The sequence below is a fragment of the Parafannyhessea umbonata genome, assembly GCF_900105025.1.
Classification (GTDB): Bacteria; Actinomycetota; Coriobacteriia; order Coriobacteriales; family Atopobiaceae; genus Parafannyhessea; species Parafannyhessea umbonata.
This window is the reverse complement of sequence record NZ_LT629759.1, coordinates 1,056,999-1,083,337: the sequence shown is the minus strand read 5'-3', so window position 1 is coordinate 1,083,337 and position 26,339 is coordinate 1,056,999. Positions and strand designations below refer to the sequence as shown.

Here is a 26,339-nt window from a genome sequence, read left to right as displayed (position 1 = left end):
GGCTCGGCGGCTCACCCGCAGAGGGCGAGCGCCCAGCAGAACCCGACGAGCTCGCGGGCGACGGCGACGTTGGTGACGTTGGCGCCCTTCCCCTTCGCCCTTAGGTCGAGGTACCTGCGGTGCAGCCTGCGGTTGGCCCGCGCCGCAATCCCCGCCGCCTCCGCCGGGAGCCCCGCCGACGAGGCCACGTCGGTCTCGGAGGCCGGCGACAGGGGCCTGGCGTGGTGCCAGGCGGCCTCGACGAGGAGCCGCCTGACGTGCGAGTTGCCGGTCTTGGTGATCCCGCCCCTCGAGGTCGTCTCGCCCGACGACGACTCCGACGGCACGAGGCCGACGTAGGACATGAGCGCCCTGGGGCTGGCGAAGCGGGAGAAGTCGCCGATCTCGACGGCGATCCCGAAGGCGGTGACGGTCGAGACGCCGCGCAGGGCGCGGAGCCTGGAGGTGACGCCGGCGAGGTCGTCGGCGCCGGACCTCTCGGCGATGGCCGAGTCGAGGCGGTCGCGGCGCTCCTCGCACTCCCTGACCTGCGCGACGTACTCCTCGAGCACGAGCCGCTCGCACGGGTCGTCGAGCTCGATGGAGCGCAGCCACTCGCGGTGCGCCCTGGTCCACGTGGACCTGCCCTTCGGCCACACGTGGCCCTTCCTGAGCAGGAACTTCGACAGCTGGTGGCGCGCCCTCATCAGCGCCTCGCGCGCGTCCTCGCGGGCGCGGGACAGGTCGCGCGCCGCCTCCATGGCCGGCGTGGGAGGGGCGCACTCGACGAACTCTCCCACGGCCAGCAGCCTCGAGAGGAAAAGGGCGTCCCTCCTGTCGGTCTTGACGCGGTCGCCCGAGGGCCGCACCATCTTCGAGACGGCGCCCACGTGGCAGGGCAGCCCGAGGGCGACGAGCCTCCTCTGCAGGTCGAAGCCCGTGGGGCCGCTCTCGTAGAGGCAGCCCGCGGGCTGCGGCAGCGAGGCCGCCCAGGCGGCGACCGCGTCGGGGTCGTAGCCGAACGTGCGCTGCACGACCTCGCCCGTCTCGAAGACGAACGCCGCGGCGCTGATGGAACGGGCGTGCACGTCAAGGCCGATGCTGGTAGAGTACAACATGGTCGGGACCTCCTGTGAATGTGGTAAGCCGGACTCCTTCAAGACCGAGCCTAACCCACGCTGCCACTCGATGGCCACTGCTTTACAGAGTGAGGTCCCGATCACTCTACATATCGTCTAGTACGGCAACCTGGCGAAGGGACGCCGCAAGGCTAGGGAGGATGGCGACATGGCCAAGAAGGAAGACTGCATATTCTGCAAGATCGCGAACCACGACATCGAGTCGGATTACGTGTACGAGGACGACCTCGTGTGCGCGTTCAAGGACATGAACCCCCAGGCGCCGGTGCACGTGCTCGTGGTGCCGAAGGACCACTACGACAACATCGTGGACGACGTCCCCGGCGAGGTCCTCGCCGCGATGGCAAACGCGATCAAGGAGGTCGCGAAGAGGACCGGCATCGACAAGACCGGCTTCCGCGTCATCGCGAACACCGGCGAGGCGGCGGGCCAGACGGTCATGCACCTGCACATGCACGTGCTGGGCGGAAAGCCCCTCGGCGAGAGGATAATCTAGCTGAATCTCCACGGATATGGTGGAGCTATGGCCCGCGACACCTTTTTCCTGTGGCGAAAGGGGTGTCGCGGGTTTAATATGGCCAAGGTTCTTTAGTCATTTGGGCTTATCGAAGCTATGCGGTCATGCACCGCGCGAGAGGAGACACATGAACGTACTCGTGATCAACGCCGGCAGCTCTTCGCTGAAGTACCAGCTGCTCGACACCACGACCAAGAAGGTCTATGCAAAGGGCAACTGCGAGCGCATCGGCATCGACGGCTCCTTCATCGGTCACGAGGAGAACGACGGCGGCAAGCAGAAGCTCGAGGTTGCCCTTCCGGACCACAAGACCGCAATCAAGCACGTCTTCGACATCCTCGCCGAGGCCGGCTTCGACACCGACAAGATCGAGGGTATCGGCCACCGCGTCGTTCAGGGTGGCTGGTACTTCCCCGAGTCCAAGGTCGTTACCGACGAGACCCTGGGCTGGGTCCGCGAGGTCGCGCCGCTGGCACCGCTGCACAACTACGCCGAGGCCGACGTCATCGAGATCTGCCGCGACATGTTCCCCTCCATCGGCAACGTGATCGTCGCCGACACGTCGTTCCACTACAACATGCCCGAGAAGGCATGGCGCTACGCTCTGCCGCGTGACGTGGTCGACAAGCTGCACATCCGCAAGTACGGCGCGCACGGCACCTCTCACCGCTACATCTGGAAGACCACGAGCGAGTTTTTGAACGGCGACGTCCACAAGCTCGTCTCCTGCCACCTCGGCTCCGGCGCGTCCCTCTCCGCCATCGAGGACGGCCACGACATGGACACCACCATGGGCCTCACGCCGCTCGACGGCCTCATCATGGGCACCCGCTGCGGCACCATCGACCCCGCCACCGTCTGCTACCTGCAGCGCGTCGGCGGCTACTCCGTGGACGAGGTCGACACCATGATGAACAAGCAGTCCGGCCTGCTCGCCGTCTCCGGCGTCTCCTCCGACTCTCGTGACATCGAGGCTGGTGCGCACAACGGTGACGCCAACTGCCAGATGGCCCTCGACATGTTCTACTATCGCACGAGCCAGCTCATCGCCGAGATGGCGCAGTCGATGCACGGCTTCGACACCATGGTGTTCACGGCCGGCATCGGCGAGAACTCCGCCGAGATGCGCCTGGGCGTCGCGAAGGAGCTCGAGTGGCTTGGCGTCAAGATCGACGAGAAGGCCAACGAGGTCCGCTCCGACGATCCGCGCGTCATCAGCACCGAAGACTCCAAGGTGAAGGTGCTCGTCGTCCCGACGAACGAGGAGCTCATGATCGCCCTCGACGTCGAGGCACTGCTCGGCTAGCGTTCAGCCATCGGCCAAAGGGCCGCTGGGCGAGAAGAGCGCAAGAAACGGGACCTTGAAGAAGCGTCGCGCACAAGCTCTGCTGGTAGGGTTGATTCCCCGCCGGCGGAGCTTTCGCTACCTCGCCTCTAGACGTGTCGAACGTATGTAGGTACTACTCGGGATGAGGCGTGGCAGACAGAACGGAAGCAGATGCCGTCCATCGGAGTTGAAGCTGAGCGCTTCTCACGTCTGACATTGCTATTGATTCCCACTGGTAGCTGAAAAAAATGGTGTACTCGGTTTGTCGCAAGTAATCTGATGAAGATCTCCATCAGTTGCAATTACCACAGATACATTGTTGTGGTGGACAGTCTTCCAAATCTCATCTTATACATCTATCTCATGTCAGGAAGCAGGTGTTCTGTTCAGTGAGAGATGCGGTTTTGCGCCAGGCAATTCGAGCAACGAGGGAAAGACTTTTTGGGACGCTAACGGCGATTTGATGGGTATTGGGTTGTCTGTAATTCGTGGACTATGTAAACAGATGCACTGACAGGTCATTCACTCAATAAAGAAGTTGCTTAATCATCGTAGAAAATTCTGTTTGCGATGTGCAAGCAATTCAATTTCACTCGAACGATGTCAAATAGAGGGGCGTAAGACTTGTAGGGAGCTGAAGTTTATATCAAAGTAAGCTGAAATTAAGTCGCATATATCAAAAGGTAGCGTAGTGACGATGCTTGAACTCATCACATACTGTTGGCACAGCATAAAAGTCAAACGCAGGCTCATGGGCTACTCTCTGCTATGCCTGATTGCTATGACCTGCTCGGTTCTTCTGCCATATCTCACTGGAGTGGTGATTAACCTTCTTGTCGGGAGGTCCTGCGACTCCACCGTCTTTATAGGACTTTGCATTTTGTTGGCAGTGGTCTATTGCGTGCAGGCAGTCTGCTATTACCTCTCGTCTCTGCTTTATACCTATATCGAGGCGGATTCCTCCTATCAGATCGAGAGGGGCGCCACCAGTCATATTCAACATTTACCGGTAACGTTTTATATGGACTTCGACCCAGGCTATTGGAGGCGTCGCTTGGACGACGATTCCAATGGACTCGCAATGTGGTTCATGAGTGCCGTGACTGGAATCCTCGAACACGGGTGCCTTCTGCTGATAATGCTTGCCGTGCTCTGCTCGATAAGCCAGACGCTGTTTTTTGCCTCGCTTGTTTTAGCTGTCGCATCCACCATCGTTGTCGCGGCGTTCAAGATGTCCCTCCACGATGCCAGTAGCAAATTTGTTCAAAAAATGTCGAACTATTCGTCTGTTGCGCTGAGACAGCTGCTACTTGCGGAGTTCATTCGTAGGAACTCGCTGTTTAGGAACAGCCTATCACGGCTCGATGACGCATTTCTCGATGTCAGGGAGACCATGTACGAGTCGAATAGGGTAGGCGCGAGGGCTTCCCTGGCATATGAGCTCGTCGTAGGACTGTCCACGAGCGCGGTGGTTCTTGTCGCTGCTCTTGAGGTCGCGAACGGACGGATGGAACCTGGGTACGTGGCAACCGCAGTCGGGTACTTCGGTTCCATCGCCGCGTCCGTGCAGGCGCTGTTTGGCGCCTTCGGCAAAGACCTGCAGGGCGCCAAGGTCCACTATGAGCGTATGAATGAGCTCGAGAAGCTCGACGAGGAGCCTGTGGGGACAGGAACTGTACGGTCCGTGCCGACCATCGAGCTGAGTGAAGTGAGCCAACGCTGGCCTGGAGAGGACGCCTACACGCTGCAAGGCGTTAACGCGCACTTCGCAAGGGGCCTCGTCTATGGCATCACGGGCACAAACGGATCAGGTAAGACAACGCTGCTGCGCACGATGGCAGGGGAGCTTCGCGGTACGGTGGATGGAGAGGTCGTTATCGGAGGCGAGCAACTGGGGGATCTTGATCAGTACGAGCTGCGTAAGAGCACCATTGGCTTTGTAGACCAGCATCCCACGATTGTCTCCGGCACCCTGTGGGAGAATCTCACCCTGCTGTGCGGCACTGACGTAGAGGAGGCGCGCGTGATTTCGCTTGCGGAAGACGTGGGCCTTCAGAAGGTCCTTCGAAACCCCGATGGAATGCAGCTTGCCCTGGACGACACGCATCCCGCTCTTTCGGGTGGAGAACAGCAGAAGGTTTCCATCGTGCGAGCCATGCTCAAGAGTCCGGAGGTGCTTCTTCTGGACGAGCCGAGTTCTGCCCTCGACGCCGAAAGCAGGGCTGCGCTTGCGAGCGTGCTCAAACGGGACAAGGCCAACAGGATTACCATCGTCGTCACCCATGACGACGAGTTGCTGGATGTCTGCGACAAGGTGATAAGGCTATAGGCGCCATTTCGCGTGAAGCGGTATGAAACAGGTCCCTACCGACGGCTCGGTTGCGTCGTCGGCGGGGACCATTCGTAGCCTTGGTTGGAAAAGGGTTGTCCAGCACACTCAATGACGTTGCCGCCGTAGCCTACAGGGGCATGAGCGAGAACGACCACGCGCGCTTCTCGCCCGGCGAAAGCGTTGCCATGCCGCGCTTGTGCTCGAACTCGTCGTCCTCGTCGGTCGCGGTGGCGCAGCCGGTCCAGGGCTCGAGCGCCACGAACGGCGCGTCGTTTGCGGCGGACCAGACGCCCAGGTAGTCGAAGCCGTCGAAGTCGACCTGCATGCCGTGGCCGGCGGGGCCGACGAGCCGCACGGACCGGCCGGGCACGTCCTCGAACACGAGCGTGTCCACGTCGAACAGGCGGTGCGTCAGCGCGAGGGTGTCGGCGTCTTCCAGGAGCTGGAAGCGGTCTTGGAAGCTAAGCAGACCGGTCGATGTGTCGATGCGTGGGCTCGCGTACGTCCACGGCTGCGAAAACTCGAGGCGGTAGTCGGAGAAGGACTCGCCCTCGTCGGCCGCGACGGGGACGTTGAACGCGGGGTGGCCGCCGAGCACGAACGGCAGATCGGCGTCGCCGGCGTTCGTGACCATAAACGTCTGGGTGAGGCGCCCGTCTGCGGCGGCATAGGTCATGTCGAGCTGGAAGTCGTACGGGAAGGACTCGCGCGTCGCGGCGGAGGAGCGAAGGCGGAATGACAGCGCGCCGTCCGCGCAGTCCAGCACGTCGAACTCGCAGTTGCGCGCGAGGCCGTGGCGTCCCAGGCGCACCTCGCCCTTTTGGGAGTATGCATGGTCGTCGCGGATGTTGCCGACGATGGGGAAGAGCACGGGTGCCCTGCGCGGCCACCACGTGGCGTCGCCCTGCCACAGGTACTCGCGCCCGTCCTTGCGCAGGCTCATGAGCTGCGCTCCCTTGGAATCGACCGTGAACGCGAGGCCGCCGGCCTCGCACGAGTGCAACGACATGACTCCTCCTTCTGGCATGCGGCCCAAGGCGCGGATGGCAGATCCTCTCGGCCGCAGAATCTTGCGGATGACTTGATTGTAAACTCTCTCCTAACTTGGTGGTGATAGGTTCAAAATGTCATATGTGAAGAGTCCATGTTCGTCTTTTGGAGGTCCAATGGTAATTGAGGAGCTTGCAAAGTACGGCATCAACCACACCGATGACAGGACGGTCATCGACGGCTCCACGGCGGCGCTCGTCGAGAAGGCGCTCGAGCGCGGAGAGGGAACCCTCACTGAGACGGGAAGCCTGCGCGTCATAACCGGCGCGTACACGGGCCGCTCCCCGCACGACCGCTTCATCGTCGACACGCCCGACGTCCACGACAAGATCGCGTGGGGCAGCGTGAACGCGCCTTTCACGGTCGAGGGATACGAGAAGATCAGGGCAGAGGTCATCGGCTACCTCTCGGAGCGCAGGATCTTCATGGTCCACGCGCTTGCGGGCGCCGACCGCCGCTACGCCCGCAAGGTGCTGGGACTGTGCGAGCTTGCGAGCCAGGCGCTCTTCATGAGACAGATGCTCGTGCGCCCGACGAAGGAGGAGCGTGAGAACTTTGGCGACGCGGACTTCGTCGTGATGGCCGCACCCATGCTGAAGCTCGACCCGAAGGAGTACGGCACGAACTCCGAGGCCGCGGTGCTCCTCAACTTCGAGCGCCACGAGATCCTGGTCGTTGGCACACAGTACTCCGGCGAGATCAAGAAGTCGATCTTCTCGATGATGAACTACCTGCTCCCGGTCGAGAACAACGTCCTGAGCATGCACTGCTCGTGCAACATGAACCCCCGCAGCCACGGCACCACGGTGTTCTTTGGCCTTTCCGGCACGGGCAAGACCACGCTTTCCGCCGCGGAGGACAGGCTCCTCATTGGCGACGACGAGCACGGCTGGGCGGACGACTCCGTCTTCAACATCGAGGGCGGCTGCTACGCGAAGACCATCAACATCACGCCCGAGACCGAGCCTCAGATCTTTAACGCGATCAAGTTCGGCTCCATCTGCGAGAACGTCGTGATCGACGCGAAGACGCGCAAGCCCGACTACTTCGACACCTCGCTCACGGAGAACGGCCGCGTCGCGTATCCCGTGGAGTTTATCGACAACGCCGTGGTCAAGGGCGTCGCGAAGCGCACCCCGGACGTCGTGATCTTCCTCACGTGCGACGCGTTCGGCGTGCTGCCCCCGATCTCGAAGCTGGACGAGAACTCGGCCATGTACCACTTCATGACCGGCTTCACCTCGAAGGTCGCCGGCACGGAGCGCGGCATCAAGGAGCCGACGCCCACGTTCTCCTCGCTGTTTGGCGAGCCGTTCATGCCGCTTGACCCCATGGTGTACGCAAAGATGCTCGGCAAGCGCATCAGCACGGGCGGCACCCGCGTCTACCTGGTGAACACCGGCTGGAGCGGCGGTCCCTACGGCGTGGGCAGCCGCGTGAAGCTGAAGTACACGCGCCGCATGGTCGAGGCTGCGCAGTCCGGCATCATCGACGAGTGCGAGTTCGTGCACGACGACCGCTTTAACGTGGACGTGCCGACGGAGTGCCCCGGCGTTCCCGCCGAGCTCCTGAACCCGCAGGCTACGTGGGCGGACGCCGACGCGTACGAGAAGACCGCGGAGAAGCTCGCGCGCATGTTCGAGGAGAACGCCCAGAAGCGCCTGACCTCCATGACGGAGGAGGTGCGTGCGGCAGGTCCGCATCCGCTGTCGAAGTAGTGGTTTTGCCGAGGATATGTAGCTGGCTGGTTGTTCACCGTCGATTTATGACATTCTACCGATGGAAAAATGACCATCAATCGCTAGTCATATAGGTTATTGAGGGGGGCGCTGTCCGGCGTCCCCCTGTTTTTTGGGGAGCTGACGAGGCTCCCGATGACTTGCCACGATTGGGGGAACTATGGCAAGAATGCACGTAATGGAACGCAGCGAGGCGCAGCAGATCATGGACGAGCTGCACGACGCGGTTGGTCGTCGCCTCGCGGTGAGCTCGCTGGCGCCATGCCCGGTGGAGTTCACGATGGCCTTTGTCGACATGTGCTCGACGCAGAGCTGCGGCAAGTGCACGCCGTGCCGCGTGGGTCTAAGGATGCTTAGGCACATGCTGTCGGACGTGCTCACCGGCAAGGCCACCATGCAGACGCTCGACGACATCGAGCGGCTTGCGAGGAGCATCTACCTTTCCGCCGACTGCGCCATCGGCTACGAGGCGGGCGCAATGGCGTTGAAGGCCATCCGCGGCTTCCACGATGACTTCGTTCAACACGTCACACAGCGTGCCTGTGGATTTACTCAGTCCCAGCTCGTGCCGTGCGTGTCTGGCTGCCCGGCAGGCGTCGACATCCCGGGCTACATAGCGCTCGTGCGCGCCGGCAGGAACACCGACGCCGTGAGGCTCATTCGCAAGGACAACCCGCTGCCGCTGGTCTGCGGCCTCGTGTGCGAGCACCCGTGCGAGATGAACTGTCGTCGCGGCATGGTGGACGACCCGATGAACATCCGTGCCATCAAACGCTATGCATGCGAGCACATGGAGGGGGACTACGCTCCCAGCATGGCGGAGCCCACCGGGAAGAGCATCGCGGTCGTGGGAGGTGGCCCGGCCGGCCTGAGCTGTGCCTACTACCTCACGCTCATGGGGCATCACGTCACGATCCTGGAGCAGCGACACCATCTTGGTGGCATGCTGCGCTACGGCATCCCGGCGTACAGGCTCCCGCGCGAGCGCCTGGAGGGCGAGATCCAGTGGATCTTGGACCGCGGCATCGACGTAGAGCTCGACTCGCCCGTGACGGACGTCGCGGCACTGCGCGAGAAGTACGACGCCGTGTACCTGGCAATCGGCGCCCACGCCGACAAGAAGCTGGGGCTCGAGGGCGAGGACGCCGATGGCGTCGAGTCTGCCGTGCAGATGCTGAGGGCCGTGGGCGACGGCGAGATGCCGGACTACACCGGCCAGCGCGTCTGCGTCGTGGGCGGCGGCAACGTCGCGATGGACGTCGCGCGCACGAGCGTGCGCTGCGGCGCGGAGAAGGTCTCCATCATCTATCGCCGTCGCGTGGCCGACATGACCGCGCAGGACGAGGAGATCGCCGGCGCCCAGGCGGAGGGCTGCGAGCTGCTGGAGCTGAATGCCCCGCTTCGCATCTCCGTCGGCGAGGACGGCAAGGTGAACGGCCTCGTGGTGCAGCCCCAGATCATCGGTGAGGTGAAGAGGGGCCGTCCTTCTCCACGTCCCGCGGACAAGCCGGAGGTGACCATCCCCTGCGAGCGCGTGATGGTGGCCATTGGCCAGGCGATCGACTCGAAGCCGTTCGAGGAGCGCGGCGTCCAGACGAAGTGGGGACGAATCGTGACCGACGCCGCGGCCGAGGTGCCTGGGCTCGACGGCGTGTTCTCGGGTGGCGACTGTCAGACCGGCCCCGCCACCGTGATCCGTGCAATCAACGCCGGCAAGGTCGCCGCGGGCAACATTGACAGCTACCTGGGCTTCGAGCACAAGATCGAGCTCGACGTGGACATCCCGCAGGTGCAGTTCCAGGGCAAGATGGAGTGCGGTCGCTGCGAGACCACCTTCCGCGAGGCGGAGGAACGCAAGGGCGACTTTGACGAGATCGAGAACGGCCTCACGACCGAGGAGGTTATGCAGGAGTGCTCCAGGTGCCTGCGTTGCGACCACTTTGGATACGGTGCGTTCCGTGGCGGGAGGATCGTGGAATGGTAGAGCAGCTTAAGACCAAGGTCTCCGCGAAGGACGCGGAGAGAATCGTGACCGTCACGGTCGACGGCAGGCAGGTGCAGGTTCCCGGCAACGCGACCATCCTGGACGCATGCCGCAAGGCGGGGCAGAACGTCCCGACGCTCTGCTACCTGAAGGGCATAAACGAGATAGGCTCGTGCCGCGTGTGCGTGGTCGAGGTCGAGGGCGTGGACCAGCTCGTGGCCTCGTGCAACAACTACGTGCTGGACGGAATGCGCATCAAGACGAACAGCCCGAAGGTGCGCCTCGCCCGTCGCGAGAACGTGATGCTGCTGCTGGCGCAGCACGACACCACGTGCACCACGTGCGCGAGGGGTGGCAACTGCAAGCTTGCAGAGGTCTCGAACGACCTGGGAATCATCGACTTCCCATACAAGACCATCCTCGCGAACAGCCCGTGGCCGCACGACTTCCCGCTCATCCGCAACAACGACAAGTGCATACGCTGCATGCGCTGCATCCAGATCTGCGACAAGGTGCAGGCGTCCCACGTCTGGGGCATCACGAACCGCGCGACCCACACCCTGGTGGACGTGGCGGGCGGCGCGAACATCCACGACGTGGACTGCACGCTGTGCGGCCAGTGCATCACACACTGCCCGACGGGCGCCCTGCGCGAGCGCGACGACGTCATGCGCGTGTACGACGCCCTCGCCGACCCGGACGTCACCACGATCGTGCAGATAGCGCCCTCTGTCAGGACGAGCTGGGCCGAGCACTGGGGGCTTTCGGACGAGAAGGCAACCATCCAGCACATGGTGGCGGCGCTGCGCCCGATGGGATTTGACTACATCGTGAACACGGACTTCTCGGCGGACCTCACCATCATGGAGGAGGGGACCGAGCTCCTGGAGCACATGCGCAGAAACGCGAACGGCGGCTCTGGCTTCCCCATGTTCACGTCGTGCTGCCCGGGCTGGGTGCGCTTCGTGAAGGCGCACTACCCGGAGCTGGTGGACGACGTCTCGACGAGCAAGAGCCCACAGCAGATGTTTGGCGCCGTGGTGAAGAGCTACTACGCCGAGATGCTGGGAATCGACCCGCACAAGATCTTCTCGCTCTCCATCATGCCATGCGTCGCGAAGAAGGCGGAGTGCGCGTATCCCAACATGAACGACGCCTGCGGCGAGCCGGACGTGGACTGCGTGCTGACAGTGCGCGAGGTTTCGCGCATGCTGCGCGCCGACCACGTGGACGTGGCGAACCTCGAGCCCGAGCCGTTTGACGAGCCGCTTGGCTACGGCACGGGCGCCGCCATCATCTTTGGCGCGACCGGCGGCGTCATGGAGGCGGCCCTGAGGACCGCGTACCACATCGTGACGGGCAAGGTGCCGAAGGACGACATGTTTGACGAGGTCAGGGGTCTGAGGGGCTGGAAGGAGGCCACGTTTGACATGGACGGCACCAAGGTCCGCGTCGCGGTGGCGTCCGGCCTGCAGAACGCGAAGGACCTGTGCGACGCCATCGTCAGCGGCGAGGTGAGCTACGACTTCGTCGAGGTCATGGCATGTCCCGGTGGATGCGTGGGCGGCGGCGGGCAGCCGATTCACGACGGCGAGGAGCTTGCGGGGGCCCGCGGCAAGGTGCTGTACGGCCTGGACCGCGTGGCGAAGTACCGCAACTCCTACGAGAACCCGGACATCGTGAGGTGCTACAAGGAGTACTTTGGCGAGCCTTTGAGCGAGCGTGCCGAGAAGCTCCTGCACACGGACCAGCACGGCTGGATGATGCCTGCGGAGTGGATCCGCCAGGCGGAGGAGGCTCCCGCGGCAGGGGAGTAGCGCGCGGGAGCAGGCAACGGCTCGCCGCGCGGACGTGGCATAGGCAGACGTCGGCACCGCGCCCGCAGGCGAGACCATCCACAAGAAGAGGGGCGCCGTCGCAGCATGTGGTCTGCGGCGGCGCCCCCGTTGCGTACGCATGGCGTGCGCGGGTCGCTTTGGCGGCTGGCTACTCTGCCATCTGGGCCTGGACCGCGGTGATGGCCACGACGCCCACGATGTCGTCTGCGGAGCAGCCGCGGGAAAGGTCGTTCACCGGCTTCGCGATGCCCTGCAGAATCGGGCCGTACGCCTGGGCGCCGGCGAAGCGCTGGACCAGCTTGTAGCCAATGTTGCCGGCCTCGAGGTCCGGGAAGACCAGGACGTTCGCATTGCCCGCGACGGCAGATCCCGGGGCCTTCAGCGCGGCGACGGACGGCACGAGCGCCGCGTCGAGCTGCAGGTCGCCGTCGACGGCGAGCTCGGGTGCCTTCTCATGGGCGAGCTCGGTCGCCTCCTGGACCTTCGTCGGCACCTCGCCCTTGGCGGAGCCCATGGTGGAGAAGGACAGCATGGCCACCCTCGGCTGGGTGCCCATGTACTTCTCCCAAGAGCCCGCGGACGCGATCGCGATTTCGGACAGCTCGTCCGCGGTGGGGTCGATGTTCAGGCCGCAGTCCGCGAACAGCAGGGTGCCGTCATCGCCGTACTCCGCCTTGTCGGTGCACATGATGAAGAACGCGGACACGAGCTTCGTGCCGGGGGCGGTCTTCAGGATCTGCAGCGCCGGGCGCAGCGTGTTGGCGGTGGAGTGGCAGGCGCCGGAGACCAGGCCGTCGGCGTCGCCCATCTTCACCATCATGGTGCCGAAGTAGGTGGCGTCGTTCATCTGCTCCATCGCCTCGGGCAGCGTGACGCCCTTCTTCTTGCGGAGCTCTGCGAACGCGGCGGCGTACTCGTCGTGCTTCTCGGCGTTGCGCGGGTCGATGACCTTGACGCCCGGCACGTCGATCTTGTTGGGGTCGCCTAGGATTACGAGGTCCGCCAGGCCCTCGGCGACGATCTTCTTGGCGGCCTCGATGGTCCTGGGGTCCTCGCCCTCGGGCAGGACGATCGTCTTCTTGCTGGACTTGGCAGCCTTCTTCATTCTTTCCAGAAAATCGCTCATTAAAGCTCCTTTGCCTTGCCGCACGTGGCAAAAGCCACGTTCTTGAACGACGATTGTGCACGTCGGCTGGGTATTTTCCCCGGCAGTCCTGTATTATATGCCCTCGTGATAGAATCGGCTCCGTGAACGCCCGCCGCGTGCGGGCCAGAGCAATGGTTGCCGCCGCGGACGGCGGGACCGGTATATGAAGGGAAACAATCGACATGGGTATCACCAAAGGTCTTCCCGAGGGCTTCAACCCCCTGAACTACGACGTCATCGTCGTGGGCGCGGGATTCGCCGGCGCTGTCTGCGCACGTCGCCTTGCGGAGGCCTGCGGCGACAAGGTTGCCATCATCGAGCGCAGGGACCACATCGCCGGCAATGCCTACGACTGCCTTGACGACGCCGGGGTGCTGATTCACAAGTACGGTCCGCATATCTATCACACCCATAGCGAGCGCGTGCACGAGTACCTTTCGCGCTTCACGGAGTGGACGGACTACAACCACAAGGTGCTGGCGAACATCCATGGCACGCTGATGCCCGTGCCGTTCAACCATCAGTCCCTGAAGCTCGCGTTTGGCGACGAGAAGGGCGAGCGCCTGTACCAGAAGCTCGTGGCGGCCTTCGGCGAGGACAAGAAGGTCCCCATCATGGAACTCAGGGAGAAGAACGACCCCGAGCTCGCGGAGGTCGCGGACTACGTGTACGAGAACGTCTTTCTGCACTACACCATGAAGCAGTGGGGCAAGACGCCCGACCAGATCGACCCGTCCGTCATGGGCCGCGTCCCCGTTTTCGTGGGCGACGACGACCGCTACTTCCCGAAGGCGCCGCACCAGGGCATGCCGGCGGTCTCGTACACGGACCTCTTCGAGCACATGCTCGACCACGACCTCATCTCCGTCTTCCTGGACGTGGACGCCCGAGACCTGCTCTCCCTGGGCGACGGCCACGTCAACGTGTGCGGCCAGCCGTATGGCGGCGAGGTAATCTACACGGGCGCCCTCGACGAGCTGTTTGGCTTCGACCTCGGCGCGCTTCCGTACCGCACGGTCGACATGGTGTTCGAGACCCTGGACGAGGACCAGTTCCAGCCGGTCGGCACCGTCAACTACACCGTGTCCGAGAACTTCACCCGCATCACGGAGTTCAAGAACATGACCGGCCAGGTCGTTCCCGGCAAGACCACGATCCTGCGCGAGTACTCCAGGACGTACCTGCCTGGCGTTGGCGAGACCCCGTACTACGTCATCAACGAGCCGCAGAACATCGAGCTGTACAAGCGTTACAAGGCGCGCGTGGAGGACATCCTGAACTTCCACGTCGTCGGAAGGCTCGCGGAGTACCGCTACTACGACATGGACGGCGTCACGGCGTCCGCGCTCGAGCTGTCCGACGATCTCATCTCGAATCACTAGGAACAAACGATAGGGTGCCGGCCGTCGCTTGTGCGTCGACCGGCTTTTGGCATGTAGGAACCATATGAACAAGATTCTGAGCTTCGGCATACCGTGCTACAACTCGTCCGCGTACATGGACCACTGCATCTCTTCCATCCTCGAGGGCAGCGACTATGCGGAGGACGTCCAAATCATCGTCGTGGACGATGGCTCCACCAAGGACGACACCCTTGCGAAGGCGCAGGACTGGGAGCGCAGGTACCCAGGCATCGTGAAGGCCGTGCACCAGGAGAACGGCGGCCACGGCATTGCCGTCATGAAGGGGCTCGAGAACGCGGACGGCACCTACTACAAGGTGGTCGACTCGGACGACTGGGTGGACGCAGACGCCCTGAAGGCCCTTCTGAAGCAGCTCAGGCGCTTCGAGGAGCTGGGCACGAGGGTGGACCTCGTCATCTCCAACTACGTGTACGAGCACGTGGAGGACGGCAAGCAGAACTTCGTCAGCTACGAGGCTCTCCCGAAGAACAAGATCTTCACCTGGGACGATATCGGTCACTTCACCTTAAGCAAGTATCTGCTCATGCACTCGCTGTGCTACCGCACGGACGTCCTGCGCGACGGCGGGCTGCCCATGCCGCCCCACACGTTCTACGTGGACAACATCTACGCATACGTGCCGTTCCCGCGCTGCAAGACCCTGTACTACCTTCCGGTCGACCTCTACCGCTACTTCATCGGCCGCGAGGACCAGTCCGTGAACGAGAAGGTCCTCACCTCGCGCATCGACCACTACTGGCGCGTCGCGCGCATCATGATGAAGTCGTACCACCTCTACGACGACATCAGGAGCGCGAAGCTCCGCAGCTACATGCTGAGCTACTTCACCATCATCATGGCGATCTGCTCCGTGTTCTCGCGCCTCTCGGATCGGCCCGACGCCATGGACGAGCTCGACAAGCTCTGGGCTGAGCTCAAGGCGTACGACCCGCGCATGTACCGCCACGCAAAGCACGGCGTCGTCGGCACGTTCACGAACCTTCCCACCAAGGTGGGCGAGAAGACCACCATCGGTCTGTACAAGGCCGCCCAGAAACTCGTGAAGTTCAACTAGGCGAAATTCCGGGTGCAAGATCGGCTCACACGAGGGTCCATTGCGTAAGACCCATCGCACTTCTAGAAGTGCGATGGGTCTCGTTTTGACGTTTTTGCAGGTAGATTGCTTGCGGCACTCTGTCGCACTTCTAGAAGTGCGACGTGACGCATGACTTGGCACGCGATGCGTCGAGCGCGGTGCCCCGCGCACGCTACCCCAGGTCGCCGCCAATCGCGACGTAACCCTTGATGAGCTTCGTGCGGCGCTTCGTGCCGGGAGGGAACGTCTTGTCCACCAACGGCATGATTCCCTTGAAGATAACGCTCACCTTCGCGCGGTCAAGCTTGCCCGCGACGGTGGTCTGGGACTGCTGCAGACGCTCCTCCAGAACGTCTGCAAACGCGCTCCTCTTGGCGTAGTCCCAGAAGTAGGCGCCCATGTCGCAGTCGGGGTAGTCCCACGGGCGGTCGTCCGGGCCGGCGTAGTGCACGATGGCGGGGTCCTGCCGAGCGGCCTCGTACTGCTGGCGGAGCTCCTCCGGGGCCTGGGCGATGATCTTCTCGCGCCTTATGCCCTTCCAGTCCATCAGGGTGTTCCAACGCATGTCCACGCGGACGTAGTTGCCATCGGCCAGCATGTTCAGGATGTCCTGGTCCAGCCAGCGCCACACGCGCACCGTGGAGAGGCTCAGCATGTCTGCGACCGTGAAGGCGTAGCGGAACGCCTCGAGGTTCATCACGAGCACGCCGGCCTGGAAGTACTGCATGGGGTCCGTGAGCTTGATCTCGCTTTCGAGGTATGGCCCGACGGTTCCGTCGTAGCCCAGCATCATGCCCACGGTGTCCGCGTCTCGCGTGGCGCCCAGAAGGCACCCCTCGACGTCGGTGTCAAACAGCTTCGCCACGTCCGTGAGCGCCACGAGGTCGCTGTCCAGGTACACGGCCTTCTTCACGTTGGGCAGAAGCCACGGCGCCAGCAGGCGGAAGAACGTCTCGGGCCTGAAGTGGCCGTGGTGGGGGAGCTTCGTTCCCTTGAGCGCGACCTCCGGGTTCAGGAAGCCAAGCGACATGTTGGGGTAGGGAAGGTGCCCCACAAGAGAGTCGATGGTGCGCTGCGTCAGGTCCCGCGTGAGCACCACGATGTCGTAGTGGCGCTCCGGCGACATGTGCTCGACGATGGACTGGATGGCCACCGCGGTATACGGAACGAAGTACTCGTTGCACGCAAGCAGGATGACCACGTCGTCGAGGGCGAGGCCCATCTCCTCGACGGTGCACGAGAGCCTGGTGAGCATGCCGGTTTCAGACGATGAGCTGGTAGGCATAAAACCCCATAGGTGTCAGCGCTGGCATGGACGCCGGCGCAGGCGTGACAGGTTGCTGATGAGACAAAGTGAGTGTATCAGAGCGCAAAACGCGCTCCTCGCTCGCGCCAAAGATTGCCGATAGGTAACACGTTACGCGCCGTGGGCGAGAAGAGCGGGCCCCTTTGCTGCGTCAGAGGTCGCAGGCCGCGGTGAAGCCGTACGCGGAGCGTGCCTCGCGCGCGCCGCGTACGATGGCGCCCTCGAGGGCCTTCACGGCAAGCATGCCCACCGCGTCCACCGGCGCCTCTACATCGCCTGTCGCCATCACGAACACGGTGTCGCCGTCGTTCGTGGTGTGCGTGGGCCTGATGGCGTGGGCATACGCGTCCGCGGACATCTGGGCCACCTTCGTGGCCTGCGCCTTCGTCAGACGGGCGTTCGTCACCACGCAGCTGATGGTCGTGTTGGACCTCAGCCACGGAGCCGCTTGCGCAACGGCGGCGATCGCGTCCGCATCGCCTGCGATGCTATGGCCGTCCTCGGCAAGCGCGCCTGCCACGGGCGCGCCGCTGGCGGGGTCGACGACGTTGCCCAGCGCGTTCACGGCCGCGACGGCACCGCACACAAGCATGCCCGCACGCTCCACGTGCTCGCCCAGGCCGGCCTTCATGGCGCGCTCGGGCCCCAGGAACTTGCCGACGGTGCATCCCGTGCCGGCGCCGTGGTTGCCGCACGCAAGGCCCTCGCGCGGTCCGTCCAGCGCCAGCGCCGCGGCACGTGTGCCGTCCGCGACCGTGGGCCGCACGTCCGAGGCGCCGCACGCAAGGTCGAACAGGCACGCGGAGGACACGATGGGCACCTTGCCAACGCCTACGTCCACGCCGATGCCACGGCGCTCGAGCTCCTCTGCGACGCCGCAGGAAGCGGAAAGTCCAAACGCGCTGCCACCGGACAGCACGACGGCATGCAGCACGTCCACGGTCTCCTCTGGCCTCAGCAGGTCCGTCTCGCGCGAGGCGGGAGCCCCTCCGCGCACGTCCACGGCGCCCGTGGCGCCCTTTGGGCACACAATGACGGTGCAGCCCGTGCCAGCCTCCTCGTTCGTGACGCTCGCGGCGTACACGCCGTCGATCTGCGCGAAGCCCGCCATGGGCTCGCACCCCGCGCTATCCGGCCCCATACCGCTCGAACCTACCTGTCCTGACATGATTCTCCTCCCAGCGCGCAACAGACGACGGACGCCTCGCCTCCCAGGCCCTCTCCCAGAAGCGCGTCCAGCTCCCGCGCGAGCCGCGCCACGGGAAGGCCGACTATGTTGAAGTAGTCACCCTCGATCCCGCTCACGAGCAGCCGGCCGCGCCCCTGGATGCCGTACGCGCCCGCCTTGTCACGCGGCTCTCCGCTTCGGACGTACGCGTCGATCTGCTCTGGCGAGAGCTCGAAGAACGTGACGGAGCTCGTCTCCACGAACGACGACTCGCGCTCGGCCGCCAGCACGCACACGCCCGTCGAGACATGGTGCGTCCTTCCGGAAAGACGCACCAGCATGGCACGCGCGTCCTTGTCATCGCGGGGCTTTCCAAGCTCCAGGCCGTCTATCCACACTGTGGTGTCCGCCGCGACCACGACCTGGCCCCGGAGCCCGTCGGGCAGGCCCTTCTCGCATGCGAGCGCCTTCTGGCGCGCAAGACGCTCTACGAGCTCGGTGGGGGATTCGCCGGGGCGCGGTGTCTCGTCGATGTTCGCGGGGCGCACGACGGGCGAGAAGCCCATCTGCCGTAGCAGCTCGAGCCTGCGGGGCGAGCCAGATGCCAGAATCATTGCGTTCCTTTCCGGCGACGGGTGCGCGCGCGGGAGCGCGGCATGGGTCGCACAAAAAACGGGGCCGCCCGAAGGCGACCCCAACATTCTAGGCGAATCGCTATGCGACGTGCCCGAGGCTACTCGACGGTGATGGCGCCGACGGGGCAGCCCTCCTCGGCCTCCTTGGCGGCATCCTCGAACTCCTCGGGGATGTCCTCCTCGATGGCAACGGCAACGCCCTCGTCTCCGATGCTGAAGACGGCGTCACACGTGCTCTCGCAGAGGCCGCAGCCGATGCACTCTTCGCTCACAGTAGCCTTCATGGTGAATTCCTCTCCTAGTCCCTTGGGTCCCATACCCAAGTGGGTTACATGACTTTTTTACTCTAAAGGGCGCCAGAGTTCTAGCCCCAATCTCATATTTATTTTTCGGCCAGCGGCGCCGGGGCGCGCACGTCAGCGTCTGCGCAGGATGGTGACGTCTTCCACGTGAAACGTCTGCGGGAACAGGTCCACGGGCGTGACGGATTCCACCGTGAACGTGCCCTCCTGCTCGAAGCGCGCAAGGTCGCGCGCAAGCGTTGCGGGATCGCACGAGACGTACGCGATGGCGCGGGCGGGCTGACCGGAGAGCTTGCGCACCACGTCCTGGGCGAGGCCGGCGCGCGGCGGGTCAACCACGATCACGTCCGCGTCGGAATCCGGGAACTCGCGGTCGGCATCGCCGCCCACGGGGTCCGCGTTGTCAAGGCCAGCGCGCTCGAGGTTGCGCCTGAGGTCGCGCACGGCAGGGCCGTAGGACTCGACGGCGTCAACCCACGAGGTCCTGCGCGCGAGCGGCAGTGTGAACGTCCCGGCGCCTGAGTAGAGGTCCATCGCGACGTCTGACTCGTTCGGAGCAAGGCCTGCGAGCACGAGGTCCACGAGCTTCTCGGCGCCCTTGGTGTTCACCTGGAAGAACGAGGGGGCAGACACGGTCATGCGCTCGTCGCCGACAAGTTCCGTCCAGCTGCCGGCGCCCGAGAGGCGCTCCACGCCCACGACGCGGCGCGCCTTCTTCGGGCCCTTGGTGAGGACGCGCACGATGGACGTGGCCGAGGTGGCATCGCCCAGGATCTTTGCGGCCTGTGCGCGCGGGAACGGGCCCGGCTCCGTCCAGAGCGCAACCTCGACGTCGCGCGTGCGCCGGGAGGCGCGGATGCCCACGCGGTCGATGGCGAGCCCATGGGAGTTTGCCAGGTACGAGAGCGCGCCGGACACCGCCTTCGTCATCTTCTGGTAACGCGACTCGAGCAGAAGGCAGCGGTCCACCTTGACCACGCCCGTGCCGCCGGCGTCATGCATGCCCACGATGGCGCGCTGGCCCCGGCGCTCGAACGCGAGCTCGACCTTGTTGCGATAGCCCCACGGCTCCCCGGGCTGGACGCACGGTGCCACGAGCCGACGAGCGCGCTCGGGATCGAAGTGGCCTATGCGCGTGAGGGCGTCCACCACGTTGTCACGCTTGGCCGCAAGCTGCGCCTGGTACGAGACGGACGCCCACGGGCAGCCGCCGCAGACGCTCGCGAACGGGCACGGCGACTGCACGCGGTGCGCGGACGGCTCAAGCACGCGCGTCACGCGCGCCTTGGAGAAGGACGGGCCGTCCTGCACGAGGGCCGCCTCCACGGTGTCGCCCGGGACGCCGCCCTGGACGAAGACCGTCTTGCCCTCTTCCGTGTGCGCGATGGCGTCTGCCCCGTAGGCGAGCCGCTCTACCTCGAGAGTGAGCAGGGGTCCGTCTTGAGGGCGGGGTGCCAGCGGCGGTGTGGTGGGCCTTTGGCGGGTGCTGCCGCCGCGGCGGTTGTGGTTCGTGGGCACTAACGACTCCTCCTTGTAAGGTTTCCGGTGAAGAGCTCCGCAAAGCCGAGCCCGATGAGCTTGAGGGCAACTGCGAAGCGGTTGGGCCTGCGGATCTCGATGGACGTGGTCTGGGTGTCATTTTGGGCCGCATGCTCCGCGGGCGGTTCGTCCTCGATCACGCGTGCGTGCACGGGCGCGGGCTGCGATGCAAACGCGTGCTGCGGCACGGGCTCCGGCGTGTCCGCGGGCTCCGGCTCGCTCGTCGCCGGAGCCTTGGGGGCCGCCGCCGGCACGGGGTCGACGCTGGAGGCGGCCTCCTCGGGGGAAGGCGCCCCGTCCTTCTCGGCCGGGCTCATGTGCTTGGGCGCCGCCGGCGCGGCGGGCTCGGTCGCGTGTGACGCATCCCCCTCTGCGGCGCCAGCCTGCTCGGGCCGCGCCGCCGGCGTTGCACCATCCCGTGCGTCACCTATGCCCAGTATCTGGCGCTCTTCGCGCACGAACTCCTCAGGCGTCACGATGCGGGTCCTGACCTGCGGCTCGCCGTCCACGTCCGCCTCGTAGCGGCCAATCTGGGGCAGCGCCTGCAGCGTCTGGCTTGCGTCCGCCTCAAGCATCGGGTTCGCCTTCGCCACGAGGGAGGCGTCAACCGCGGCGTCCGCGTACTCCTCGGTCTGGAGGTACGCCTTTGCCAGCAGCAGCTCCTGCGCGTCGATCCTGGGGTCGTCCGGAGCGGGGGCCAGCTTCTCCCACGTTCCCTCGCGCGTGAGCCTGCGGGCCTTCACGTTGTCCGCAAGCTGAAGGTTCACGAACTCGATAACGCGCTCCTTGCACTCGGGGTCAAGCACGGGATACGCAATCTCGACGCGGCGCTCGGTGTTGCGGGTCATCATGTCCGCGCTGGAAAGGTACAGGATGTCCGTGTCAACGCCAAACGCGTACACGCGCGCGTGCTCCAGGAAGCGTCCCACGATCTGGTGCGCGATGAGCCCCTCCGTCTTGTGGGGGATGTCCGCCTTAATGCAGCAGATGCCGCGGATCACCAGCATCACGCGAACGCCCGCGCGGCATGCCTCGGATATCTTGTCGATCACGTCGCGGTCGGTGAGCGAGTTCATCTTCATGAACACCTGGGCGGGCTCGCCGGCGCGCGCACGACCGATCTCGCGGTTCAGTCCACGCATGACAAGCGGCTTCAGGCCGCTCGGCGCGACGCCCAGGTAACTGTAGCTGCCCTTCAGGTTGCCAAGCGAGAGGTTCCTGAAGAATGTGTTGCCATCCTCCGCGATGCCCTTGTGTGCCGTGAGCAGCATGAAGTCAGAGTAGAGCTTCGCCGTCTTCTCGTTGAAGTTTCCGGTGCCCAGACAGGTGATCCTGCTGATGCCCGACGCGTCGTGGTAGGTGATCTGGCAGATCTTGGAGTGGACCTTGAAGCCTTCCTGCCCGTAGATCACCGTGCAGCCGGCCTGCTCCAGCCTATCCGCCCATTCGATGTTGTTCGCCTCGTCAAAGCGGGCGCGCAGCTCCATCAGGACGGTGACCTCCTTACCGTTCTCCGACGCTGCGATGAGGCTCTCGCAGAGCTTCGAGCGCTTCGCGACGCGGTACAGCGTGATCTTGATGGATATGCACGCATCGTCGCCAGAGGCCTCGCGCAGAAGCTGCAGCAGGGGAGACATGCTCTCGTAGGGATAGGTGAGAAGAACGTCGTGGTCCTCAACCTGCGGGCGCATCGGACGCGATGCGTCTACCATGGGCGAGACCTGTGGCACGAACGGGTCGAAGACGAGGGAGGAGCGGAAGGCCTCTGGGATCTTCCCCTCGAGTCCGTACACGTAGTCGTCCAGGTCGAGCGGCATGTCGGTCTGGAACACGCGCTCGCTCGTAAGGCCGAGGCGCTCCTGCACCTCCGCCAGCTGCTCCTCGGGAAGGTAGCCCTCCACCTCCAGGCGCACGGGCTGCAGGCGCTGCCTGCGCTTCAGCACCTTCTTCATGTGCTGGCGGTAGTCCTCTTCCTCCTCAACACCCTCGCCGTCTGGGTCGATGTCCGCGTTTCTCGTCACGCGAATCACCGCGGAGGCGGTGGGGGCGTAGTCGCCAAAGCAGCCGCTCAGCATCTCGAGCATCGCGTCCTCCATCAGGATGTAGCGATACTCGCGTTCCGTCGAGGGCAGCTTTATGACGCGCCCGAGCGAGGTGGGAACCTCCACGATGCCCAGAAGGCCCTTCTCGTCCGCACCGTCGAGCGCGCACGTCACGTACAGGTTGCCGTTGCGGAGGTTGGGGAAGGGGTGCCTCGGGTCGATGATCATCGGCGATATGATCGGTGCGATGGAAAGGTCGTACGTGCGCTTGATCTGCGCCCTGTCCGCATCCGTCAGGTCCTCGCTCGAAACGCGCGTGAGACCGTGCTCGGCAAGGCTCCTCTCGATGGAGGCGAACGCACGCCCCTGGCGCGCGATGAGGTCCGGCAGCATCCCGAGCACGGTGTCGATCTGCTCGGACGGCGTCTGGTTCGACTTGTTCTCGCGCGGCTGGTGCTTCAGCAGCGTCAGGTCGCTCAGGCCGCCGATCCTGATCATGAACCACTCGTCGAGGTTGCTCCCGAAGATAGAGACGAACTTCAGTCGCTCGAACAGGGGAACGGTCTCGTCAAAGGCCTCGTCCAGCACGCGGTTGTCGAAGCGCAGCCAGCTGACCTCCCTGTTCTGCGTATACGAGAAGTCGCGCGCCTTCGCATGCGCATCCTTCCGGTCCTTAGTGCTCACGTACTTCGCCGCCCGCTTCTCGAGGGCCGCCTCGGTGTGCTCGAAGTCGGTAGCGGGCTCTGCGGTCGTCGCCTTGCTTTTCTTCTTCTTCTTTCCCATCGTCTCCGTCCGTCCCGAGTCGCATTCGTCACCGCGCGCCAAGGACATGGCACGAGGTTGCTGTAGTTATTTGATTCTATCGCTTGGGCGGACGCGACACCGCTTGTAGGCCAATCATTACGCAGACGTAACCACGTATCGACTCGACTCGGCCGAGACGAACGTCGGGAGTACCCGGCGACGCGGGAGCGTCGGGTTACAGCGCATGCGGTGTTGTCGTAATAGTGAATATATCAGAATTCTGATAGTATAATTATGATGTCAAAATACTGTTTGAGTCATTGGGCTGATTACGCATATTCGCACGGGTAGTTTCTAATAGTGCGCAATTCAATTTTGGAAATCTGCAGGTAAATGCCATGTAAACTCAACCCAACCCCGTCCAATGAACCGTTTAGGGACACTTTGCTACCGTTCCCCCAACAAGAAAAACTTTGCCTGTTTCCAAAAAAGTTATTGGATATAGTTGGTTTTGGCGTTATTGTTGGTGCTGCAAGTTCGACGCCAGTTTCCGAGTCAGCTCGCTGGTTTGGTAGCAAGTAGCGATTGCAGCGTCTTATTCATCTCGTTGGTCGGGTTTACCCGACGCGAAAGGAGTGGGAGGACATGGCTAACGGACTCTACGTCCACAGCGAGATCGGTCCCCTGAAGAAGGTTTGCCTTCACCGCCCCGGCGAGGAGCTCCTGAACCTCACCCCGGACGACCTTGAGCGCCTTCTGTTCGACGACATTCCCTTCCTGGAGGTCGCACAGGCCGAGCACGACAAGTTTGCGGAGCTGCTCCGCGAGCAGGGCGTCGAGGTTCTCTACATCGAGAAGCTCGTTGCCGAGGCTCTCGACGCGGCCGGTTCCCGCGAGGAGTTCACGCAGCAGTGGCTCGACGAGTCCGGCCTCAAGGGCAAGGAGGCTCGTGCCGCCGTCAAGGAGTACATGGACTCCATCAAGGACACCAAGGCCTTCGTCGACAAGTGCATCGCCGGTCTGCGCAAGAACGAGATCGACCTGCCCGTGAGGTCCAGCAGCACCCTGTCCGAGCTCGTTGGCGCAGACCAGGACGGCGAGACCGATCTTCTCGTCGACCCGATGCCCAACACGTACTTCACCCGCGACCCGTTTGCCGTTGTCGGCCGTGGCGTCAACCTGAACCACATGTTCTCCGTGACGCGCAACCGCGAGACGCTGCTCGGCAAGTACGTCTTCCGCGATCACCCTGAGTACAAGGACGCTCCGCTCTGGTACCGTCGTGACAGCGCGTTCCACACCGAGGGTGGCGACGTCCTGAACATCAACGCCCACACCCTGGCCATCGGCATCTCCCAGCGCACGCAGGCTGCCGCCATCGACGCCCTCGCCCAGAACATGTTCTGGGGCGACAATGCCGAGAAGTGCGAGATTACCGACATCTACGCCTTCAACATCCCCGTGTCCCGTGCCTTCATGCACCTCGACACCGTGTTCACCCAGATCGATGTTGACAAGTTCACCATCCACCCGGGCATCATGGGCACCCTTCAGGTCTTCAGGCTCACCAAGGGCGCTGCCGAGGGCGAGGTCAAGATCGAGGAGCTCAACGACACCCTCGAGCACATCCTCGAGAAGGCCACCGGCGTCGACGCCATCAAGCTCATCAAGTGCGGTGGTGGCGACCCCGTCGCGGCTGCGCGCGAGCAGTGGAACGACGGCTCCAACACCCTGGCCGTTGCTCCTGGCAAGATCTGCGTCTACCAGCGCAACTCCGTCACCAACGACGTTCTGTACAAGGAGGGCCTCGACCTCATCGTCGTGCCGTCCGCAGAGCTCTCCCGCGGCCGTGGCGGCCCCCGCTGCATGAGCATGCCGTTCGAGCGCGAGGACATCTAAGTCCTAGCCAGTCTTTAGAAAGACCGGGGACGCCTCGGCGCCCCCGGCATTCGTACGTTCTGTTAGCCTGCACACCAGCCAAGACATGAGCTGGGGTGCAGATAAAGAAAGGAACAACATGGGCGTCAATCTTCGTGGCCGTCACTTCCTGAAGCTTCTGGACTTCACCCCCGAGGAGATCAACTACCTCCTGGACCTCTCCACCGACTTCAAGAACATGAAGCGCGCCGGCGTTCCCCACCGCTATCTCGAGGGCAAGAACGTCGCCCTTCTCTTCGAGAAGACCTCCACTCGTACCCGCTGCTCCTTCGAGGTTGGCGCCTATGACCTCGGCATGGGCTGCACCTACCTTGACCCCAGCGGCTCCCAGATGGGCCACAAGGAGTCCATCGCCGACACCGCCCGCGTCCTCGGCCGCATGTTCGACGGCATCGAGTACCGTGGCTTCGAGCAGGCCAAGGTCGAGGAGCTCGCGAAGTACGCTGGCGTCCCTGTCTGGAACGGCCTGACTAACGAGTTCCACCCCACCCAGATGCTCGCTGACATCCTCACCATGAAGGAGAACTTCAACAACGACATCAAGGGCCGTCAGCTCACGTTCATGGGCGACGCTGGCAACAACGTCGGCAACTCCCTCATGGTCGTCTGCGCAAAGCTCGGCGTCAACTTCGTCGCCTGCGGCCCCAAGGAGAACATGCCTTCGGCCGACCTGGTCAAGGAGTGCGAGACCATCGCTGCCGAGAACGGCTCCACCGTCAAGCTGACCGAGGACGTCCACGAGGGCGTCAAGGATGCCGACGCGATCTACACCGACATCTGGGTCTCCATGGGTGAGCCGGACGAGCTCTACAAGAAGCGCATTCCGCTGATGGAGCCGTACCGCGTCACCTCCGACGTCATGAGCCAGGCTCACGACGACTGCATCTTCCTGCACTGCCTGCCCTCCTTCCACGATACCAACACCAAGAAGGGTGCCGAGGTTGCCGAGAAGTTCGGCATCACCGAGATGGAGGTCACGAACGAGGTCTTCGAGTCCCGTGCTTCCAAGGTCTTCGACGAGGCCGAGAACCGTATGCACACCATCAAGGCCGTCATGTACGCGACCCTGAAGTAGTCAGGTCGTAGCATACTGTTGAGCCTCCGCGGCTTGACC

The 26,339-nt window shown here is 63.7% G+C and carries 19 protein-coding genes; 10 read left to right on the top strand and 9 right to left on the bottom strand.

The genetic code is table 11. The features are described 5' to 3' along the window. Positions 1-11: 11 nt before the first annotated feature. Positions 12-1,097 (bottom strand): IS110 family RNA-guided transposase, encoded by a 1,086-nt coding sequence (locus BLT96_RS04995; protein ID WP_090861223.1) that lies wholly within the window; start codon positions 1,095-1,097, stop codon positions 12-14. 169 nt (positions 1,098-1,266) lie between these two features. Here BLT96_RS04995 and BLT96_RS04990 point away from each other — a divergent pair, with 169 nt between their 5' ends. The 3 genes from BLT96_RS04990 (at position 1,267) to BLT96_RS04980 (ending at position 5,291) form a co-directional block, all read left to right on the top strand. Then, the gene (locus BLT96_RS04990) at positions 1,267-1,614 is read left to right on the top strand and encodes a histidine triad nucleotide-binding protein (RefSeq protein WP_090846189.1); all 348 of its coding nucleotides are present in this window, start codon (positions 1,267-1,269) and stop codon (positions 1,612-1,614) included. A gap of 148 nt (positions 1,615-1,762) precedes the next feature. Further along, the gene (locus BLT96_RS04985) at positions 1,763-2,941 is read left to right on the top strand and encodes an acetate/propionate family kinase (RefSeq protein WP_090862201.1); all 1,179 of its coding nucleotides are present in this window, start codon (positions 1,763-1,765) and stop codon (positions 2,939-2,941) included. A 718-nt stretch (positions 2,942-3,659) separates the two neighbouring features. Continuing rightward, positions 3,660-5,291 (top strand): ABC transporter ATP-binding protein, encoded by a 1,632-nt coding sequence (locus BLT96_RS04980; RefSeq protein WP_336433198.1) that lies wholly within the window; start codon positions 3,660-3,662, stop codon positions 5,289-5,291. 130 nt (positions 5,292-5,421) lie between these two features. Here the strand turns inward: BLT96_RS04980 and BLT96_RS04975 are convergent, their stop codons facing one another. After that, on the bottom strand, positions 5,422-6,303 hold the full coding sequence (locus tag BLT96_RS04975) for an aldose 1-epimerase family protein (protein WP_090862199.1): 882 nt from the start codon (positions 6,301-6,303) through the stop codon (positions 5,422-5,424). 157 nt (positions 6,304-6,460) lie between these two features. Between BLT96_RS04975 and pckA the strand changes: the two genes are divergently transcribed. From pckA to BLT96_RS04960, 3 genes are all read left to right on the top strand, one after another. Beyond that, positions 6,461-8,062, top strand: coding sequence for a phosphoenolpyruvate carboxykinase (ATP) (gene pckA, locus BLT96_RS04970; protein WP_090862197.1), 1,602 nt, complete (start codon positions 6,461-6,463; stop codon positions 8,060-8,062). A 199-nt stretch (positions 8,063-8,261) separates the two neighbouring features. Next, a complete protein-coding gene (locus BLT96_RS04965) occupies positions 8,262-10,067 on the top strand; it encodes an NAD(P)-binding protein (protein WP_245719329.1) in 1,806 nt (601 codons plus the stop codon). After that, on the top strand, positions 10,061-11,884 hold the full coding sequence (locus BLT96_RS04960; RefSeq protein ID WP_245719328.1) for a [FeFe] hydrogenase, group A: 1,824 nt from the start codon (positions 10,061-10,063) through the stop codon (positions 11,882-11,884). The genes BLT96_RS04965 and BLT96_RS04960 overlap by 7 nt, the downstream gene beginning before the upstream one ends. A 169-nt stretch (positions 11,885-12,053) precedes the next feature. Here BLT96_RS04960 and pta read toward each other — a convergent pair whose 3' ends face one another. Further along, positions 12,054-13,031: a phosphate acetyltransferase gene (pta, locus tag BLT96_RS04955; protein ID WP_090862193.1), complete on the bottom strand. Its 978-nt coding sequence runs from the start codon at positions 13,029-13,031 to the stop codon at positions 12,054-12,056. Between the two features lie 203 nt (positions 13,032-13,234). On the opposite strand from pta, the gene glf reads away from it, so the two are divergent. Together glf and BLT96_RS04945 are read left to right on the top strand one after the other, a co-directional pair. Then, a complete protein-coding gene (gene glf, locus BLT96_RS04950; protein WP_090862191.1) occupies positions 13,235-14,434 on the top strand; it encodes a UDP-galactopyranose mutase in 1,200 nt (399 codons plus the stop codon). A gap of 64 nt (positions 14,435-14,498) precedes the next feature. Beyond that, a complete protein-coding gene (locus BLT96_RS04945; protein ID WP_090862189.1) occupies positions 14,499-15,530 on the top strand; it encodes a glycosyltransferase family 2 protein in 1,032 nt (343 codons plus the stop codon). Positions 15,531-15,723: 193 nt separating this feature from the next. Here the strand turns inward: BLT96_RS04945 and BLT96_RS04940 are convergent, their stop codons facing one another. From BLT96_RS04940 to ppk1, 6 genes are all read right to left on the bottom strand, one after another. After that, positions 15,724-16,836, bottom strand: coding sequence for a glycosyltransferase family 8 protein (locus BLT96_RS04940; RefSeq protein ID WP_090862187.1), 1,113 nt, complete (start codon positions 16,834-16,836; stop codon positions 15,724-15,726). Between the two features lie 172 nt (positions 16,837-17,008). Next, positions 17,009-17,968: a P1 family peptidase gene (locus BLT96_RS04935; protein ID WP_090864201.1), complete on the bottom strand. Its 960-nt coding sequence runs from the start codon at positions 17,966-17,968 to the stop codon at positions 17,009-17,011. Positions 17,969-18,009: 41 nt separating this feature from the next. Next, positions 18,010-18,639 carry a Maf family protein gene (locus BLT96_RS04930; RefSeq protein ID WP_090862185.1) on the bottom strand — a complete coding sequence of 210 codons (630 nt, stop codon included), beginning with the start codon at positions 18,637-18,639 and terminating at the stop codon, positions 18,010-18,012. Between the two features lie 119 nt (positions 18,640-18,758). Next, entirely contained in the window at positions 18,759-18,944 is a 186-nt protein-coding gene (locus BLT96_RS04925; protein ID WP_090862183.1) for a ferredoxin, read from the bottom strand. A gap of 132 nt (positions 18,945-19,076) precedes the next feature. Further along, positions 19,077-20,393 carry a 23S rRNA (uracil(1939)-C(5))-methyltransferase RlmD gene (gene rlmD / locus BLT96_RS04920; protein ID WP_090864199.1) on the bottom strand — a complete coding sequence of 439 codons (1,317 nt, stop codon included), beginning with the start codon at positions 20,391-20,393 and terminating at the stop codon, positions 19,077-19,079. Positions 20,394-20,479: 86 nt separating this feature from the next. Beyond that, a complete protein-coding gene (ppk1, locus tag BLT96_RS04915) occupies positions 20,480-23,326 on the bottom strand; it encodes a polyphosphate kinase 1 (RefSeq protein WP_090862181.1) in 2,847 nt (948 codons plus the stop codon). A gap of 606 nt (positions 23,327-23,932) precedes the next feature. On the opposite strand from ppk1, the gene BLT96_RS04910 reads away from it, so the two are divergent. Beyond that, positions 23,933-25,186, top strand: coding sequence for an arginine deiminase (locus BLT96_RS04910; protein ID WP_090862179.1), 1,254 nt, complete (start codon positions 23,933-23,935; stop codon positions 25,184-25,186). A gap of 118 nt (positions 25,187-25,304) precedes the next feature. After that, positions 25,305-26,300 (top strand): ornithine carbamoyltransferase, encoded by a 996-nt coding sequence (gene argF / locus BLT96_RS04905; RefSeq protein ID WP_090862177.1) that lies wholly within the window; start codon positions 25,305-25,307, stop codon positions 26,298-26,300. The last annotated feature ends 39 nt before the right edge of the window (positions 26,301-26,339 follow it).